Origin of the sequence: Dyella ginsengisoli LA-4 (genome assembly GCF_000334915.1) — a bacterium.
Lineage (GTDB): Bacteria > Pseudomonadota > Gammaproteobacteria > Xanthomonadales > Rhodanobacteraceae > Dyella_A > Dyella_A ginsengisoli_A.
The window spans coordinates 204,404-222,911 of sequence record NZ_AMSF01000025.1 but is presented as its reverse complement, the minus strand read 5'-3'; the positions used below and the strand labels follow the sequence as shown (position 1 = coordinate 222,911).

Sequence of the window (18,508 nt, the reverse complement as noted above, 5' to 3'; positions counted from 1 at the left end):
TGGCAGGGCGGCCGCGACAGTCGCGCGGCACGCCGGGAAAGGCCCTGATCGTACCAGTGTCATACCAGCGCCGACCAGCTTTCGACGGCGATCGCCGCCGATCGGCAGGATGTATTCGTTTGCATTTGTAACTATCTGGCGGAGACGTGACGTGCCCGCTCCGCACTGGCATGTCCGGACTTGCCCATGTTGCGGCCATTGGTTTGAAATTGGTATTGTCGCGGTATGGAGACCACTCTCGCCAAAGAATACCGTCGGCTCTGCCGCGATCCGGCCTCGCACCAGCCGCTGGCGTACCTGCGCCTGCGCAGTGCGATCCGCAACGTGATCGAGCAGCGCGACATCGAGCCGGGCCACGCGCTGCCCAGCGAGCGCGACCTGGCCCGCGCGCTGGCGCTGTCGCGGGTGACCGTGCGCAAGGCGATCGCCGGACTGGTCGAGGAGGGCCTGCTGACCCAGCGCCACGGCGCCGGCACGTTCGTGGCCGAACGCATCATCAAGCCGATGTCGCGGCTGACCAGCTTCACCGAGGACCTGCGCGCCCGCGGCCTCAACCCGCGCTCGGAGTTCTTCGAGCGCGGCATCGGCGAGGTGACGCCGGAGGAATCGATGGCGATGAACCTCTCGCCCGGCGTCGCGGTGGTGCGGCTGCATCGCGTGCGCTACGCCGGCGAGGAACCGCTGGCGATCGAGCGCAGCGTGGTGCCGGCGAACCTGCTGCCAGATCCGACGCTGGTCGACGACTCGCTCTACGAAGCGCTGGAAAAGCGCGGCTGCCGTCCGCGCCGCGCGCTGCAGCGGCTGCGTGCCGTGCTGCTCAGCGCCCAGCACGCGCGCCTGCTGCACGTGCCCACCAACAGCGCCGGCCTGGCGATCGAGCGCCGCAGCTTCCTCGACGACGGCCGCGTGGTCGAATTCACCAGTTCCTGGTACCGCGGCGACATCTACGACTTCGTCGCCGAACTGCATACCGACTGAGCCGTCGGCCCCGCCGCGGATTGCCGCGATACCGGGCGACCGCTATCGTAGGCGGCGTTTCGGGTGTCCCCACGGCCTGTCCGGGGGATGAAACGGGAAGCCGGTGCGTCACGCCTCTGAGCGCGACCAGGCCGGCGCTGCCCCCGCAACGGTAGGCGGGTGATCCGCCGGACGTCGACAAGACCACTGTGCTTCGGCATGGGAAGGTGTCGTCCGGCACATGCCTCCAAGGCATGTCACCCGCGAGCCCGGAGACCGGCCCGATTCACTGTCCTGACGGCTCGCGGTGGGCGAGGCTGCGGTTCCGTGCGCGGCCCTCGCCCGTGCCCGCGTCGCTGCCCCGTTCCCGCCTGTCGCCAGCTCGTTCCTCTTCGAGCCGCGCGTGGGCGCACGGCAAAGGGCTTTGACTTCATGAAACGCACATTCCTCGCGGCGGCGCTGATCGCCGCCCTTCCGGCCACCCGGGCCATCGCGGCACCGGCCGATGCCGGGCAGTCGCTCGATCCGGTGATCGTCACCGCCACGCGCACGGCGATCACCGTGGACGACGCGCTTTCCTCGGTGACCGTGATCACCCGCGACGACATCGAGCGGCTGCAGCCGGTGTCGCTGGTGGACCTGCTGACCGGCCTGCCCGGCGTGACCCTCACCCAGGCCGGCGGCATGGGCGAGCAGACCTCGCTGTTCCTGCGCGGCACCAACTCCTCGCACACCCTGCTGCTGGTCGACGGCGTGCGGGTGGGCACGGTGAGCGCGGGGTTGCCGGCGTTCGAGCAGATCCCGGTGGAGCAGATCGAGCGGATCGAGATCGTGCGCGGCCCGCGCTCCAGCCTGTACGGCGCCGATGCGATCGGCGGCGTGATCCAGATCTTCACCCGCCATGGTCATGCCGGCGAAGGGCTGGTGCCCTCGCTCAGCGTGACCAGCGGCAGCCGACATACGATGGGCGGCCAGTTCGGCCTGTCCGGCGGCAGCCGGCACGCCTGGTACAACCTCAGCCTGGGCGGCGAGTACACCCACGGTATCAACGCCTGCCGCATGGGCGCGGGCACCGTGTTCGCCGGCTGCTTCGCCAATGAACCGGACAGCGACGGCTACCGCAACTACAACGCACTGGCCAACGCTGGCTACCGCTGGGACGGCGGCACCGAGCTGGCGGCCACGTACCTGCGCAGCCGCAACTTCGTCTATTTCGACGGCGCGCCGTACGGCAACCAGGCGCTGAACCAGCAACAGGTCGCCGGAACGCGGCTGTCGTTCCGGCCGCTGTCGTTCTGGCAGGTCACGCTGGGCGCCGGGCAGAACCTGGACAAGGCCACCACCTACAACGACGGCACCTACGTGCGCTATTCGGACTCGCGTCGCAACCAGGCCTCGTGGCAGAACGACCTGACCCTGGCCGACAACCAGTTGCTGACCCTGGGCACCGACTACCAGCTGGAGCACCTGTCCAGCGACACCGGCTACCTGGCCAGCCGGCGCCAGGACACCGGCGTGTTCGTGCAATACCAGGGCACCTTCGGCCGCAACGAGTTGCAGGCCTCGGCGCGGCACGACCACAACGGCCAGTTCGGCAACCACGGTACCGGCGCGCTGGCCTGGGGCTACCGGCTCGACCACGGCCTGCGACTGTCGGCCAGCGTCGGCAGCGCCTTCCATGCGCCGACCTTCAACGACCTGTACTACCCGTACGGCAGCGGCAATCCGGACCTGAAGCCGGAGACCTCGCGCAGCGCGGAGCTGGGTGTGGCGCAGCAGGGCGAGGGCTGGAACTGGGCGCTGAACGCTTACCAGACCCGCATCAGCCAACTGATCACGCTGGATGCGAACTACTACCCGCGCAACCTCAGCCGTGCCCGCATCCGCGGCCTGGAAGGCCAGCTCGGGCTGACCCTGGCCGGCTGGCGCTGGCAGGGTTACCTGACCCTGCAGCAGCCGCGCAACGACGATGGCGGCCCGAACGACGGCCACTGGCTGCCGCGCCGCCCGGAGCGCACCGCGCGGATCGACGTCGACCGCCGCTTCGGCAGGTTCGGGATCGGCGCCACCTTCAATGCCGCCGGTGCACGCTACGACGACCTGGCCAACGCACACCGCCTCGGTGGCTATGCCACCACCGACCTGCGCGCCAGCGTGGCGTTCGCGTCGCACTGGGAGCTGGAAGGGCGGCTGGCCAATGCCTTCGACCGGCGTTACGAGACGATCTACTACTTCAACCAGCCGGGCCGCAGCTGGTACCTGACCCTGCGCTACCGTCCCGGCAGCTGAACCGCGCCGGCACGGGGCACTTCGTCCCCGTGCCTTCCGGCACGGTGGGGACTTCAGGCACATACACTATGCGGGTCATCGCGGGCATAAAGCGCGCATGCCTGTCACCCTGAACCCTGCGGCCTTCACCGTGCCCGTGGCGCCTCGCTGGCGCGCCGGTCGGTCGCACACTCCGCGGGCCACGGAAGCGCCATGAATATTTTTGCACCACTGATCCGCCGTCCCGTCGGCACCTCCCTGCTGGCCGCCGGCCTGGTGCTGGCGGGCATCTGCGCCTACCTGCTGCTGGGCGTGGCCGCACTGCCGTCGCTGGAGTTCCCCGGCGTGTACGTGGTGGCGCAGCAACCCGGCGCCAGCGCGCAGACCATGGCCAATACCGTGCTGGCGCCACTGGAACGCCACCTCGGCCGGATTCCCGGCGTGGACGAGATGTACGGCAACGCCAGCGAGGGTTCCGCTTCGGTGATGGTGCGCTTCACCTTCGACCGCAGCGCCGACAAGGCTGCCCGCGACGTACAGGCGGCGATCAACGCGGCCGCCCCGGACCTGCCGTCCGGCATGCCCTCGCCGCCGCAGTACTTCAAGTTCGATACCTCGCAGATCCCGATCCTGTTCATCACGCTGACCTCGACCGGCCTGCCGCAGGACAAGCTGTTCGACCTGGCCGACACCCTGCTCAACCCGGCGATCGCGCAGATCCCCGGCGTCGCCCAGGTGCAGGTGTTCGGCGGCACGCCGCACGCGGTGCGGGTGGAACTGGACAACGCGGCCCTGGCCGCCAAAGGGCTCACCCCGACCGACGTCAGCAACGCGCTGCGCGCGGCCAACGTGACCTCGCCGCAGGGCACGCTGAGCAACGGCGTGACCCAGATGACGGTAGTCGCCAACGACGCCCTGCACGAGCCGGAAGAGTTCGCCCGCCTGCTGATTGCCAGCAAGAACGGCACCGCTGTGCGGCTGTCCGACGTGGCCAGGGTCTACGGCGGCCAGCAGGACAAGTACCAGGGCGCCTGGTTCAACGGCCGCGACACGGTCGGTCTGCAGATCACCAAGCGGCCCGAAGCCAACGCCGTGGCGACGGTGGAGGCGATCCGCGCCAAGCTGCCGCAGCTGGAGGCCTCGCTGCCGGCGAACATCACCGTGACGCCCGTGTTCGACCTGACCCAGACCACCAAATCCGCGCTGCACGAGGTGGAGACCGCGCTGCTGATCTCGATCGCGATGGTGGCGATGGTGATGCTGGTGTTCCTGCGCCGGCTGCGCCCGACCCTGATCGCCATGCTCAGCGTGCCGCTGTCGCTGGCCGGCGCGTTCGTCGCGATGTGGGCACTGGATTACACGCTCAACACGCTGTCGCTGGTCGCGCTGGTGCTGTGCATCGGCTTCGTGGTCGACGACGCCATCGTGGTGATCGAGAACATCGTGCGCCACATGGAAAAGGGCGACGCCCCGCTGGAGGCGTCGCTCAAGGGCGTGCGCGAGATCGGCTTCACGGTCATCTCGATCACCCTGTCGCTGGTGGCGGTGTTCGCGCCGCTGCTGTTCGGCAACAACATGCTGGTGGTGCTGCTGCGCGAATTCTCGGTGACGTTGACCGCGGCGGTGGTGATCTCGGCGGTGGTGTCGCTCACCCTGACACCGGCGCTGTGCGGCCGCCTGCTCAAGCACGAGAACGAGAACGAGCGCTCGCCCGGCCGGCTCGAACAGGCCGTCGCCCGCTTCGACCGCGCCCTGCTGCGCGTGTACGAGCGCGCGCTGGACTGGGCCATGCATCACCGCCACCTGATGCGCTGGCAGCCGCTGCTGCTGATCTTCCTCACTTTCGCGCTCGGCTTCGCCGTCGTGAAGACCGCCGGCGGCACCTTCATGCCGGACGAGGACACCGGCCAGCTGCAGGTGTTCATCAGCGCCGACACCAACATCTCGCCGGCGCTGCTGACCCAGCGTGCGCGCGAGGTCAGCGAGATCATGCGCAAGGACCCGGCGGTGCTGGACCAGCTGACCATGCTCGGCGGCAACGGCTTCGGCGGCGCGGTGGGCAACTCGGCACAGATGTTCGTCGACCTCAAACCGCTCGGCGACGGCCCGGGGATGCGCAAGGAAGGCATCAAGACGGTGATCGAGCGCCTCTCCAAGCAGTACAACGCGCTGCCCAACGTGCAGGTGTCGCTCAGCGCCGCGCAGTTCCTGGGCGGCGGCGGCAGCGGCGGCAACGGCGGCCAGTACGAGTTCCAGCTGATCAGCGACAGTGGCGCCGACCTGCAGCCGTGGGCGCTGAGGATGGTGCGCTACATGCGTACGGTGAAGGACTTCCAGGACGTCAGCAGCGAGTTCGACCAGACCGGCAAGCAGCAGCTGATCAAGATCGACCGCGAAGCGGCCGGTCGCCTGCACGTGGGTGTCGGCACGATCGACTCGGCGCTGTACAACGCGTTCGGCCAGAACCAGGTCTCGGTGATCTACTCGGACATCAACCAGTACCGGGTGATCCTCACCTCGGATTCGGCCGAAGACCTCAGCCCGCAGGCGCTGCTGAACATCCACGTGCGCAGCACGCTGGGCCAGATGATTCCGCTGTCGGCGCTGGCGACGATCCAGCCCACGGTCAGCCCGATGCGCATCCGCCACCACAACCAGCTGCAGGCGGCGACGATCAGCTACAACCTGGCCAAGGGCGTGACCCAGGACCGCGGCATCGCGCTGGTCAACCAGGCAGCGTTCGCCGCGCACCTGCCGGACGGCATCCGGGTCGAGTTCACCGGCAACAACCAACGCCTGCAGCAGGCACAGAACAACGGCATGATCCTGCTGCTCGCCTCGATCGTGGCGATGTACATCGTGCTGGGCATCCTCTACGAGAGCCTCGGCCATCCGCTCACCATCCTGTCGACCCTGCCCGCCGCCGGCATGGGCGCCTTCCTGGCGATGCTGGTGACGCAGACGCAGCTGTCGCTGATGGCGATCATCGCGATCCTGATGCTGATCGGCATCGTGAAGAAAAACGCGATCCTGATGGTCGACTTCGCCCTGGTCGGCGAGCGCGAGCACGGGCTCACCCCGCCGGAGGCGATCCGCGAGGCGGCGCTGGTGCGCTTCCGCCCGATCACCATGACCACGCTGGTCGCGCTCGGCGCCGCCCTGCCACTGGCGATCGGCTTCGGCATCGGCTCGGAGATGCGTCAGCCGCTGGGCATCGCCATCGTCGGCGGTCTGCTGGTGTCGCAGCTGCTGACCCTGCTCAGCACCCCGGCGATCTACCTGTTCGACTACGACCGCCTGGCCCGCCACGCGAAGGGCCTGATGCCGAACCGGCTTAAGTGGTGGGCGATCGGCTGCATCGTGCTTGGCGCAGTGCAGATGCTCGGCGGCGTGGCCGTGGCGCTGGTGCCGAAGCTGGGCGAAAAGTTCGCCGGCAAGGGCCCGGTGGTCGGTATCGCGATGGTGGTGCTGGGCGCCGTGCTGCTGACCTTCGCGATCCGCCTGCTCAAGCACAAGCGACGCGCGCGCTTCGTCCTTTTCGGTGTGTTCGCCGTGGCGCTCGGGCTACCTGCACTCGCCCAGATCGGCGCGCTGCTCGCCGCCCCACCGGGAGCGCCCGGCGGCAGTGCGACCGGCATCGTGCTGATGCTGGGCCTGCTCGGCGTGTTCGGCTGGGCGACCTTCAGCGCGCGCACCAAGGCCTACTTCGGCGAGCCGCCACAGGGCTTCCTGGCGCGCCGGTTCGCGCGCCTGAAGCCCGCCCGCCAGCACGGTTGAGCATGCCCGGCGGCGATCAGCCGCCGGCGGACCCCAGCGCCCGCCGCAGCGGTTCGAGCTGCGATTCGTAGCGTCGCCACTGCTCCAGGGCGCGACGATGCAGCGGTTCGCGCACCTGCGCACTGCTCGGCGTCGCCACCGCGCCAGGATTGGCTTCGGGGTGCAGGCAGCGGCTGTCCATCGGCAATCCGCAGTGCGCAAGAATCCGCGACAACGCCGCCTCCGGATCGGTCACCAGGTCCTCGTAGGCGACCTCCAGCATGGCGTCGGCATCGAGCTGGCGCCACCGCTCGACGATCTGCCGGTACAGGCCGTGGTAATGCGCCATCGCCTGCATGTCGTAGCAGTAGGGCGATGCGCTGCCGAACATGACCTTGAGGTTGGAATAGCAGACGTCCATCGGCGGCCGCACGATGTGGATGATCCGCGCCTGCGGCAGCGCCCGGCGGATGAAGGGGACCAGCCGCACGTTGATCGGCAGCTTGTCGATGAAGTAGCGCGCACCGGCGGCGCGCCATGCCGTCCGCTCCAGATAACGCTTGCCGACCAGCGGCAGGTCGAGCGACGGCATGCGCTGCATTACCTCCCGCAGGCTGCGGTGGCCGGCCTGCGCAACATCGGCAACCCAGTGCAGCTGGCGCTGGAAATCGCTGATCTCGCCCGCGGAGACGATCTCCGGATGCGCGGAGAGCATGTGGTCGAGCAGTGTGCTTCCCGAACGCGGCAAACCGACGATGAACAGCGGCGCCGGCTGGCCAGCCGGCGCCGACTGCCGTGGTGGTGCCGGGTCGAGCCGCGCGGCCGCCTGTTCGATCGACTCCACGGTGGCCAGCTCGTCGGCACCATCGTAGGGATGGAGCTGGTGCATGATCGCATTGCAGCGCTGCAATGCCGCCCAGGCGGCTTCGTACTGACCCAGGTCGTCAAGAACCTTGAACCGTGCCGAGTCGTATTCGGCGACCGCGAAGCGTCCGCGCGGATCGGTCGGCGAGCCGAGCCGGGCTTGCCAACGGTCGAGCCGCTGCAACAGATTGTCCTGCGCCGTCTGCCGGCGCAGGTTGGCGAGGATCACCACCGCGTCGGCGTGGCCAGGCCAATGCTCGAGCAGATCGGTGAGGACGGTCTCGGCCTCGCCCAGGCGCCCGGTGAACTGCAGCAGCATGCCGCGCAGGTAATGTTCGGCCGGACCATCCAGCCCCAACGCATTCGCCCGTTCGATGAAGCCGGCCGCGGCCTCGATGTCGCCCAGCATCCAGTGCAGGTGCGCCTGTTCGACCAGCACGTGCGACGGCGGGTTCGGCGCCCGTGCCAGATGGGCGAGGCAGGCACGCGCACCCGGTACTTCGCCCTGCAGTGCGAGCTGCCAGGCGAGCCGCGCGATCAGCTCGGCGTTGTTCGGCAGGCTCGGCACGGCCTCGAGCAGGTGCCACGTGGCCTCGCGTATGCGCCCCTGTCGGATGATCGCGGCGGCAAGCTCCATCCTCACCGGAACGTCATCCGGACCACTCTCGAGCAAGCGTCGCAGCAGCGTTTCGGCGAGTGCGTGCTGGCCGCTCTCGATCGCTTCGATGGCCTGCCGGCGCAGCGCCGGTTCGGGGGTGTTCAAGCGTCAAGCCTCCTGGCGGCACGACAGGCGCGGACCGCGCGGCGGTGGAAATCCGTCGATCACGGGACGAGTGCCCGCTGCAACGGTTCGAGCTGCGTTGCGTAGCGCTGCCACTCGCCAATGCTCCGCGCATGCACGGGCTCGCGCACCTGGCTGCTGCTGGGCGTGGCGACCGGCGTCTCGTTGCGCTCGGGCTGCAGGCATTCCGGCACGAAACCCAGGCCGCAGCGGGAGACGATGTGACGCAGCAGCGGCTCCGGATCGCGCACGAGATCCTCGTAGCGGACATCGACGATGGCCTCGGGATCGCTCCCGGACCACTGCTCGACGCAGCGGCGATACAGGCCGTGGTAGTGCGCCAGCGCGTGAATGTCGTAACTGTAGGCTGAGGCAGGTCCAAGCATCGCCTTCAGGTTCGAGTAGCAGACATCCATCGGTTCACGGTGGATATGCACGATGACCGCCTCGGGCAGGGCGCGGCGGATGAAGGGAACCATGCGGAAGTTGATCGGCATTTTGTCGATCAGGCAGCGCGCGTCCGGCGCGCGCCATCGAGTCTGCTGGCGGTAACGTTCGCCGAGTAGCCGGAAGTCGGCGCCCGGCAGCCGCTCCAGCACGGCGAGCATGCCGGTGACACCGTCGGCGGGCACATCGGTGGCCCAGCGCATCTGGCGACGGAAATCGTTGATCTCCCCGGCCGAGGCGATCTGCGGGTGACGGGACAGCATGCGGTCGAGCAGCGTCGTACCGGAGCGCGGCAAGCCGACGATGAAGACCGGCCTCGGACCGTCGTCGGCGGGCGGGTCGGACACTCCTGCCGACGCGACGATCCTGGACGCCGTGCCGATCAGCGCGTCGACGATCGCACCCTCGCCGGCACGGTCATAGGGTGCATGCCGGCGCATCAGCGCGTTGCTCCGCTCCAGATGACGCCAGGCCTCGGCGTATTCACCCAGGTCGTCGTGGATCTTGAACAGCGCCGATTCGAGGTTTGCCAGCGCCAAACGGTCGACCGGCTGCGCCGGCTCCGTCGGCAGACGCCTGATCAGGTTGCTGATCGGACCGGCGTGGTCCGCGGCGGTCTGGGGGCGCAGATGCACCAGCGCCACCGCGGCATCTCCGAAGCGCGGCCATGTACGCAGACATCGCAGCAGCACCTCCTCCGCCTGACCGACGCGCCCGTGGAACTGCAGCAGCATGGCGTAGAGGTAATGCGCATCCGGCGTCTCGATGCCCCGCTGGACCGATCGTTCGATCAGCGCCAGCGCCTCACCGAACTCGCCCAGCAGCCAGCGCATGCGGCCCGCTTCGGCAAGGGGTGCCGGAGCGCCGACCTCCTCCCACGAGACGCGCGCGAGACATCCGCGGGCAGCCTGCAGCTCGCCAGCGAAGTAGAGATGCCGCGCCAGTGCGAGCAGCACACCCGGCTCGGCAGAGGCGAGCTCCGCCGCACGCAGCCACTGACCAATCGCACCCCGCAGCCGTCCTCCCGCCATCAGCACGGCGGCCAGGTCCGCCCGCACGGCGGCATCCTCCCCACCCTCGCGAAGCACCGCCTCGAGGCTGGACTGCGCCGCGTCCCACTGCCCCAGCTCGACGTGCTGGGCCGCGCGGCGACGATGCCGCAGCAGCGATATTTCCGGCTGGATGGAGTCAGATTCCATCAATGTGTCCCGGGCAAAGGTGAACCGCGGTCCGGCCGTGTCTCGATCATCCGCTTACGAGGCCGCATCACGGTTCGGGGTGGTTTCGAGCGCCCGTCGGAGCGGCTCGAGATAATCGGCGTAGCGTCTCCATCCGGCAACACCGCGGCGATTGAGCGGTTCACGCACCTGGGCGGTGCTCGGGGTCGTCACCGGAAACGGGTTCCGCTCCGGGCGCAGGCAGGCGTCGTCGAACGAAAGGCCGCAGTCGTGCATCAGTCTGCGCAGCACCGACTCGGGATCGGCCACCAGGTCCGCGTAGGAAACCTCGATCATGGCGGCGGGATAGTCCCTGCGCCATGCCTCGACGATGCGTTCGTAGCAGGCATGAAAATGGGCGACCCAGGTCAGGTCGTTGCACCAGGGCGAGACGTCGCCGAACATCGCACGATAGTTCGAGAAGCACACGTCCATCGGGTCGCGAACCAGGTGAAGGATGGGCGCGTGGGGCAGTGCCCGGCGGATCAGTGGCACCAGCTGCACGTTGATGGGTAGTTTGTCGACGAAGTATTTCCGCCCGCGCGCACGCCACGCGGTCTGCTCCAGATAGCGCTGCCCGAGTTCCGCCGGATCGACGCGATCGAGTCGCTCGAGCACCCGATGCATGCCGGCATGACCGGACGGAGGCACATTGGCCAGTCGATGCAGCTGGCGCAGGAAATCGTTGATCTCGCCAGCCGGCGCCACCTCCGGATGCGCGGAGATCATCCGGTCCAGCAGGGTGCTTCCGGATCGCGGCATACCCACGATGAAGATCGGCGTGGGCTGACCGGGCTCGTGGCCGGGCCGGAACGCGGTGGGTCGCACGTGCTGCCCCAGCGAGGCGATGATGTGTGCGGTGATGGCCGACTCGGCCTCCGCATCGTAGGGGTTCAGGTTGCGCAGAATGCTCTTGCTGCGCGAAAGAGCCTCCCATGCGTCGGGAATGTTGCCCAGATCATCAAGTTCCTTGGCCAGCGCGGCCTCGAACTGGGCGATGTTCAGCGCATGGGCCGGGGATTTCTCCGCCCGTGCGCGCAACCCTTTCAGGCGCAGCTGCAGCGCGGTCACATGGGCGCTGTCCATGCGCTGGCGATACAGGTTTGCCCGGGCCTGTGCAGCCATCCCGTGCTCCGGTGCGAGTCCGAGGCATTCGTCCAGTAGCCGTCCGGCAGTCGCCGTGTCTCCGCGGAAGTGACAGAGCATGGCATGGAGATGCAACTCATCGGGTCCGCGCAATCCCGCCCGGTAGGCGCGGTCGACCCATTCGAACGCGAGATCGACCTCCCCGGTCATCCAGCGCAGTTGGGCTATGGCCATGTGCAGATGCGCGGTCCCCCGCAGACGCTCCAGGCGTCCGATGCATCGGCGGGCAGGCTCGATCTCCCCGTGGAAGTTCAATCGACGAGCCAACGCAATCAGCGCCGAAGGATCATCGTCCGGCACTCCGGCGGCCTCGACCAGAACCCGCGCCGAGGCATCGAAATCGCCGGCCTGCAACCGCAGGTGCGCTTGCTGCAATCGGGGAGTGATCAGCTGCGGATGGGTCTGCACGATCTGGCGTTGCAGGTCCGCGGCATCGTTGAAGCGCTGATGGTCCTGCAGGGTCTGGATGGTCCGCTGCAGCTCTGCCAGCGAGCGCGATGACGGCGAGATCGACATGAATTCAAAGACGGACCGACAGGATCCCGAGCATAGCGCACCGCTGCGGATCGACGGCGCCCGCGCACCGGCAAGTGCCCGGAGAATCATCGGCAAAAAAAAGCCGCCGACCCGAAGGTCGGTGGCTCGCTTGGGCTGAACAGCCTTGCGCTATCAGTAGTCGTAGGACACCGACAGACGCATGTAGCGCGGCTGCTGGAAGTAGATACCCATGCCGTAGGTGTTGTTGACCACGTGCGGGCCGGACGCACCGACCGGATCGGTCTGGACCGCCTTCTGCTCGTTCAACACGTTGTAGATGTCGAACTTGAAGGCGAGCTTCTGGCCAGCGAAGTCCGGAGCGTAGCGGACACCCAGGTTGATGGTCTTGGTCCACGGGGTGTGGCCCGGGTCGCCCGGATGGACGATCTTGCCGTAGCACCAGTGATAGTTACCGCTGCCGCCGCCGTTGTAGCCGGTCGGATCGCCGTCGGCGTTGGGGCCGAAATAGCCCAGGCACTCCTTGGGCGTACCGGACTGGACCAGAGCCGTCGCCGACACCAGCCACTCGGGGGTGAACATGTAAGCACCGCGGAAACGCAGCGAGTGCTTGCGGTTGTTGATCAGCTCACCGTCCTGGCCCTGCATCAGCTGCCAGGAGTCCCAGTCTTCCGTCTTCGACACGTCGGCCTGGCCGAAGTCCGAGCGCACCTGGCCCTCGGTGTTGCCGACGCCGTGGGAGTAGGTGTAGTCGACGCGGCCCATCCACTTGCCGTCGAACGGATGCTCCAGGTAGAGGTCCAGCGAGGTGATCGTGCGCTTCACGCCCTTGAGGAAGCCCCAGTCCTTCTGGGACATCGGCACGATGACCGAACCGGTGCCGTCGTCGCGCACCACCAGCATGTTGTTGGTTTCACCCGGGTTGATCAGGCGGCAGTAAGCGGCACCGTACAGCGAGTCGTAGTACTGGTTCGGATCCAGGCCCATCGTGGTCATCTTGGCCGCGATCTGGCCCGGCGAGCACTCGTCGTCGATGGCCGTCTTCAGGTCGCGGTAGGTGAGCTTGGCACCGTAGGTCCACTTGTCGTTGAGCTGCTTGTCGAAGCCGACGATGTACTCATCGAGGTACTGTGCCTTCAGGTTGCGCGCGGTGACCTGCTTCGGATCCTTGGCACCACCGGTTTCACCGTCAGGCGAAGCCGTCGGTCCGATCTGTACCAGACCCGTCGGAATGCCGTTGGCATCGATGCCCGTGTAGCTGTAGGGCGTGTCCAGGAAGGTCGAACGCGTAGCCGCACGCTCGGCCGCGTTGTTCGGCAGGGCCAGGTAGTAACGACCGGCATTGCCGTAGATCTTGAACGAGGAATCTCCGTTCACGTCCCAGCTCACGCCCAGGCGCGGCTCCCACTGGTTCTTCTCATCCACGAACGCCTTGCCCAGGTCGTTGTAGTTGGTGAACCGGTCGTTGCGCAGGCCGAGGTTCAACTGCACGTTCTGCGCGACCTGCCAGACGTCCTGGAAGTAGTACGCCTTCTGCGACAGCGACATGCTGGCGAGCTTCGCGAAATGGCGCTGCACGACGGTGTAGGTCTTGCTGCCGTCGGTGTTGGTCTTGGACAGGTAACGCCAGTAGTAGCCGTTGGCCGCGTTGAACGGGTCGCTGATGCTGGCGTTCGGGCCGCTTGCGTAGGTGCCCTGGTCGTGGGCGCGGTAATACTGGTTGTCGATACCGACGCTCAGATCGTGATCACCGAGGCGGTAGTCGAAGTCGACACGGAGGCCGCGGGTCTTCGACGTGGCGTCGACCGCGCTCAGCTGGGTGACGGTCTGGTTGTTGATGATCTGCTGGCCGCCGGTGTAGGCCGGATTCTGCGCGAAGGCGCGGGAAATGAACGGCAGGTCGCTCAGCGCACCGTAGATGGTCGGGTTGGTGAACTTGCCCTTGCCGTACTCGATACTCAGAGTGCCGTTGTCGCCGATGTAGCTGGTGTACTTGCCGATGTAGAACGTGGCGGTGTCTTTGTTGCGGTTGCTCGGCTGGACGAAGCTACCCGTAGACAACGTGGTGTAGTCGTAGTTGTAAAGCGAGCCGCCGCCGTTGTCCTGGCGATCCTGCAAGGTGGTCAGTTCGAGAACGTTGTTCTCGTTGATGTTCCAGTCCAGCTTGCCGTAGATCTTGTTTTCCTTGTTCGTGTAGAAGGACTCGCGGCCGTTGTCGATGTTGCCGACGCTGGTGCCCTTCTCCTTGGTCTGCTCGGCCGACAGGAACATGTACAGCTTGTCCTTGATCAGCGGACCGCCCACGTAGCCGGAATAGATCGTCTGCCAGCTCTTGTTCTTGCTGCGATCCCAGTACATGGTGCCCGGCAGAGTCGGATCGGCCAGCGTGAACGGCACGCCGTCCGGGGTCGGCCCCGGAATGGTCGGGTGGCCGTAATAGACATCCTTGCCGCCGGACGAAAGATACTTCGGCGCCCAGGCGATCTGGCCGCCGAAGTGCCACTCGTTGGTGCCGCGCTTGCCGATCTGGTTGATCACGCCACCGTCGGAACGGCCGTACTTGGCGCTGTAGCCACCGGTCAGGGTCTGCTGCTGGTCGATCGAGCCGTAAGGCAGCGAGAAGCCGCCGATGTTGCGGTACGGCTCGCCGGTGTTGTAACCGTTGATGTAGTAAGCGTTCTCGGACACGCTCGAGCCGCCGAACGACACGGCGTTACCGAAGTAACCACTGCCCTGGACGGTGCCCGGGGCGAGCAGTGCGATCGACTCGGCACTGCGGCCGACCGGCAGCTGCTGCAGGTCCTTCGAGGTGATGATGGTGCTCGAGGTCACGCTCGACACGTCGATGGTCGGCAGCGCACTGGCCACCACCTGCACCGCGCTCAGGTTCTGCGCATCCTGGCTGCTGGCGAACGGTACTTCGGTACCCCCGCCTACCGTCACGTTGACGTTGTCGCTGGTCGAGATGACCTGGCCGTCCTTGAGCAGCGAGACGGTGTACTTGCCCACGGGCAGGTTGCTCGCCGAGTAACGGCCCGAGGAGTCAACCGGCACCGTGCGGGTGGAGCCATTGGAGACATTGACCACCTTGACCGATTCGCCGGAAGCGACCGGGGCAGTGCCGAAGATGGTGCCGGTGGTCGACTGCGCGATCGCGCCCGTCGAGGTGAGGCCCATACCCAACGCGAGCGCGAGCGCCAGCGCGTTGTGCCGCGGGGTGAGCCCCTGCAGGGAATTACGCTTGTGAAGTGCCATGTTTTGCTGATCTCCCCAGATCTGCCCAAACGGGCTGAGAAAAATTCGGACGCGCGTCATTGGCGACCGGCTTTGAACCCCTTGCGGTATTAGGCATCCGATGCGTACCGGGCGCTCGCGTGGAACCGCGCGGACATCCGTTCTTGAGATGTTCCCCTGGGACCCCCCGAGCCCGACCACTGCTCGAACCTACGACGGCCTCCTAGCAGTGTCAACAATTTCTTAGCAACTCCCAAAAGGTGCGGGTTTCGGCAATTTCCGAGCCAACGCAGTCACACTCGCCCGCGTGTCGCGGTGATGGGCGGTGGCGTCTCAGCAGGCATGCGACACGAGATGGATGGAAGCCGCCTCCCAAAGGTCACGTGCCTGCCCGCGGCCCGGGCTTGCTAACGTGGATGGACCATCCAGGAAAGGAGATCCGCCCATGCGCCATCGTCTGCGGGCCGTCGTCCGGCTCGTGCCCCTCATGCTGCTGACCGCCGGCATCGCGCCGCCCCTGAACGCGGCAGAGCTCGCCGTGCCACCGATCCAGTACCGCGAGCACACCCTGGCCAACGGCCTGCAGGTGATCAGCGTGGAGGACCACGCCAGCCCCACCGTCACCGTGCAGGTCTGGTATCACGTCGGCTCGAAGGACGATCCGGCCGGCCGGTCCGGCTTCGCCCACCTGTTCGAACACCTGATGTTCAAGAGCACGGCGCACATGCACGCCGAGCAGATGGACCGGCTCACCGAGGACGTCGGCGGCGCCAACAACGCCTCCACCGGCGACGACATCACCAATTACTACGAGGTGATCCCGGCGAACTACCTGCGCACGCTGCTCTGGGCGGAAGCCGAGCGGCTTTCCAACCTCAACGTGGACGAGAAGAACTTCACCTCCGAGCGCGCGGTGGTGGAAGAGGAGTACCGGCAGAGCGTGCTGGCCAACCCCTACGGCAAGCTGTTCAACTCGATCGATCCGCACTCGTACACGGTGCACCCCTATCGGCGGCCGACCATCGGCAGCATCGAAGACCTCGAATCGGCCTCGCTGGCCGACGTGATCGCCTTCCACAAGACCTTCTACCGGCCCGACAACGCCACCCTTATCGTCGCCGGCGACTTCGACCCGAAGCAGCTCGATGCCTGGGTCGACGAGTACTTCGGCCGGATCCCGAAACCCGCCACGCCGGTACCGCAGGTCACCACGCAGGAACCGCAACGCACTGCCGACAGGCGCTACACCGAGACCAGCCCCACCGCGCCGCTGCCGGCGATCGCGATGACCTGGCTGATCCCGCCGGCGCGCTCGCCCGACACCATCCCGTTGCAGGTCGCCGCGGCGCTGCTGTCGCAGGGCGATTCCTCGCGGCTGTACCAGGCCTTGGTGTACCGCACTCAGATCGCCCAGCAGGCTGGCGCAGACGTCGACGGCCGGGTCGGTCCCGGCCTGTTCACCGCCTACGCCATCCTTGCCAGCGGACATCAGCCAGCCGAGGCGGAAAAAGTGCTGCGCGACGAGATCGCCCGGCTCGCCGACCAGCCGATCCCGGAGGCCGAGCTGGCCAAGGTGAAGACCCAGTTGCTCACCGAAGAGCTGGAGCGGCGCCAGACGCCAATGGGTCTGGCCTTCGCGCTGGGCCAGGCGACCCTGACCGAAGGCGACCCGGCGCGGGTCAACACGGATCTGGCTGCTCTGCAGAAGGTGTCGGCCGCCGACGTGCAGCGGGTGCTGCACCAGTACGTGACCGGCGCGCACAGCGTGACCATCGATTATCTGCCGCAGCCGAAAACTGCGCCGGCCAACCGCCAGGGAGCGACGAAATGAGCCGAGTCATCCACTGCCTTGCCCTCGCCGCGCTGATCACCGGCAGTTTTGCCTGCAGCGCCGCGGCAGCCGACTTTCCCACCACGCCACCGGCGCCAGGGCCCGCGCCAGCACTGAACATTCCCTCGCCGGTACGTCAGGTCCTGCCGAACGGCCTCGAGGTCATCAGCGTGCGCCGCGCCGACCTGCCGCTGGTCACCGCGCGCCTGCTGATCCGCCGCGGCGGGGAGATGGATCCCCCGAAACTCGCCGGCCTGGCCAGTCTGACCGCGAATCTGCTGACCAAGGGCGCGGCGGGCCGGACCGCGCCGCAGATCGCCGCCGATGCCGAGGCACTCGGCGGTTCGCTCGACGCCTATGCCGGCTGGGACCAGAGCAGCGTGGGCATCACCGTCACCACCCCCAAGCTGGACGCCGCGCTGGCCCTGCTGGCGGATGTGGTGCGCCAGCCGACCTTCGCGCCGGACGAACTCGCGCGCGCGCGCAAGCAGGCCGCCGACGATCTGGAACTGCTGCTCAGCCAGCCCACCGCGTTGGCCTCGCTGGCCTCGTCCCGCGCGGTATTCGGCGAGGGCGCCTACGGGCATCCACGTGGCGGCACGCCCGCGTCGCTCAAGCGGGTCACCCGCGCCGACGTGCTCAAGCTGCACGATGAGCTATATCGGCCGGACAACGCGATCCTGGTGATGACCGGCGACATCACGCCCGGACAGGCCTTGTCGCTTGCGCAGCGACGCTTCGGCGACTGGGCGAAGCCCGCCACCGCGCTGCCATCCCCAGCGGCGGCCAACGGCCACCCGACGCTGCCGGCACTGCTGGTGATCGACCAGCCAGGCGGTGGCCAGGCCGGCGTGGTGGCCGCTCACGCCGCACCGCGCCGCGACGATGCGCGGTTCTACGTGGGCACGGTAGCCAACGCGGTACTCGGAGGCTCCTACTCGGCCCGACTCAACGAAGAGATCCGCATCAAACGCGGCCTCTCGTATGGCGCCAACAGCAGCTTCGATCCGCGGCGCGATGGGGGCCTGTGGCTGGCCTCGGCACAGACCAAGAATCCCTCCGCGGTGCAGGTCGTGCAGCTGATGCAGGGTGAGTTCGACCGGCTCGGCAAGACCCCGGTGGCGGCTGCCGAGCTGGCCGCGCGCAAGGCCACCCTGGTGGGAGCCTACGGTCGCAGCCTGGAGACCACCGCCGGACTGGCCCGCCGCGTCGGCGAACTGGCGGTGTACGGGGTGGATCTCGACGAGGTCGGGCGGTACGTCGATGCGGTGGAGGCGGTCACGCCCGCGCAGATCGAAGGCTATGCCCGCGCGTACCTGGGTCCAGCCGGACGCCATGTCGTGGTGGTCGGAGATGCTTCGGTGTTCGCCGCGGCGATGCACCGGGCCTATCCGCAAAGCCGGCAGATCAGCAAGAAAATGCTCGATCTGGACAGCGCGAATCTGGAAGCATCGGGGCACGGTTCGCACTAGATCCCGCCCCAGCAGCAGCCTCCCGGGCCCGGGCGAGCGA

9 protein-coding genes and 1 riboswitch are annotated in these 18,508 nt (G+C 67.4%); of the genes, 5 read left to right on the top strand and 4 right to left on the bottom strand.

The features are described from left to right. Window positions 1-225 precede the first annotated feature (225 nt). The 3 genes from C693_RS0108035 to C693_RS0108025 all read left to right on the top strand — a co-directional run bounded on the left by C693_RS0108035 (window position 226) and on the right by C693_RS0108025 (window position 7,002). Window positions 226-978, top strand: coding sequence for a GntR family transcriptional regulator (locus C693_RS0108035; protein WP_017461749.1), 753 nt, complete (start codon window positions 226-228; stop codon window positions 976-978). Between the two features lie 44 nt (window positions 979-1,022). Beyond that, window positions 1,023-1,256: riboswitch (cobalamin riboswitch) on the top strand. Between the two features lie 133 nt (window positions 1,257-1,389). Beyond that, window positions 1,390-3,246: a TonB-dependent vitamin B12 receptor gene (gene btuB / locus C693_RS0108030; protein ID WP_017461748.1), complete on the top strand. Its 1,857-nt coding sequence runs from the start codon at window positions 1,390-1,392 to the stop codon at window positions 3,244-3,246. Window positions 3,247-3,438: 192 nt separating this feature from the next. Further along, entirely contained in the window at window positions 3,439-7,002 is a 3,564-nt protein-coding gene (locus tag C693_RS0108025) for an efflux RND transporter permease subunit (RefSeq protein WP_017461747.1), read from the top strand. 16 nt (window positions 7,003-7,018) lie between these two features. On the opposite strand, the gene C693_RS0108020 is transcribed toward C693_RS0108025, so the two are convergent. The 4 genes from C693_RS0108020 to C693_RS0108005 form a co-directional block, all read right to left on the bottom strand. After that, window positions 7,019-8,608 carry a tetratricopeptide repeat-containing sulfotransferase family protein gene (locus C693_RS0108020; protein ID WP_017461746.1) on the bottom strand — a complete coding sequence of 530 codons (1,590 nt, stop codon included), beginning with the start codon at window positions 8,606-8,608 and terminating at the stop codon, window positions 7,019-7,021. A gap of 59 nt (window positions 8,609-8,667) precedes the next feature. Continuing rightward, complete coding sequence (locus C693_RS0108015) at window positions 8,668-10,272, bottom strand: tetratricopeptide repeat-containing sulfotransferase family protein (RefSeq protein ID WP_017461745.1); 1,605 nt, start codon at window positions 10,270-10,272, stop codon at window positions 8,668-8,670. A gap of 54 nt (window positions 10,273-10,326) precedes the next feature. Beyond that, on the bottom strand, window positions 10,327-11,952 hold the full coding sequence (locus tag C693_RS0108010; protein WP_017461744.1) for a tetratricopeptide repeat-containing sulfotransferase family protein: 1,626 nt from the start codon (window positions 11,950-11,952) through the stop codon (window positions 10,327-10,329). 153 nt (window positions 11,953-12,105) lie between these two features. Further along, window positions 12,106-15,186 carry a TonB-dependent receptor gene (locus C693_RS0108005; RefSeq protein WP_017461743.1) on the bottom strand — a complete coding sequence of 1,027 codons (3,081 nt, stop codon included), beginning with the start codon at window positions 15,184-15,186 and terminating at the stop codon, window positions 12,106-12,108. 424 nt (window positions 15,187-15,610) lie between these two features. Between C693_RS0108005 and C693_RS0108000 the strand changes: the two genes are divergently transcribed. After that, window positions 15,611-16,996 carry a M16 family metallopeptidase gene (locus tag C693_RS0108000; protein WP_026107267.1) on the top strand — a complete coding sequence of 462 codons (1,386 nt, stop codon included), beginning with the start codon at window positions 15,611-15,613 and terminating at the stop codon, window positions 16,994-16,996. Beyond that, window positions 16,993-18,468: a M16 family metallopeptidase gene (locus tag C693_RS0107995; protein WP_026107266.1), complete on the top strand. Its 1,476-nt coding sequence runs from the start codon at window positions 16,993-16,995 to the stop codon at window positions 18,466-18,468. The genes C693_RS0108000 and C693_RS0107995 overlap by 4 nt, the downstream gene beginning before the upstream one ends. Window positions 18,469-18,508 lie beyond the last annotated feature (40 nt).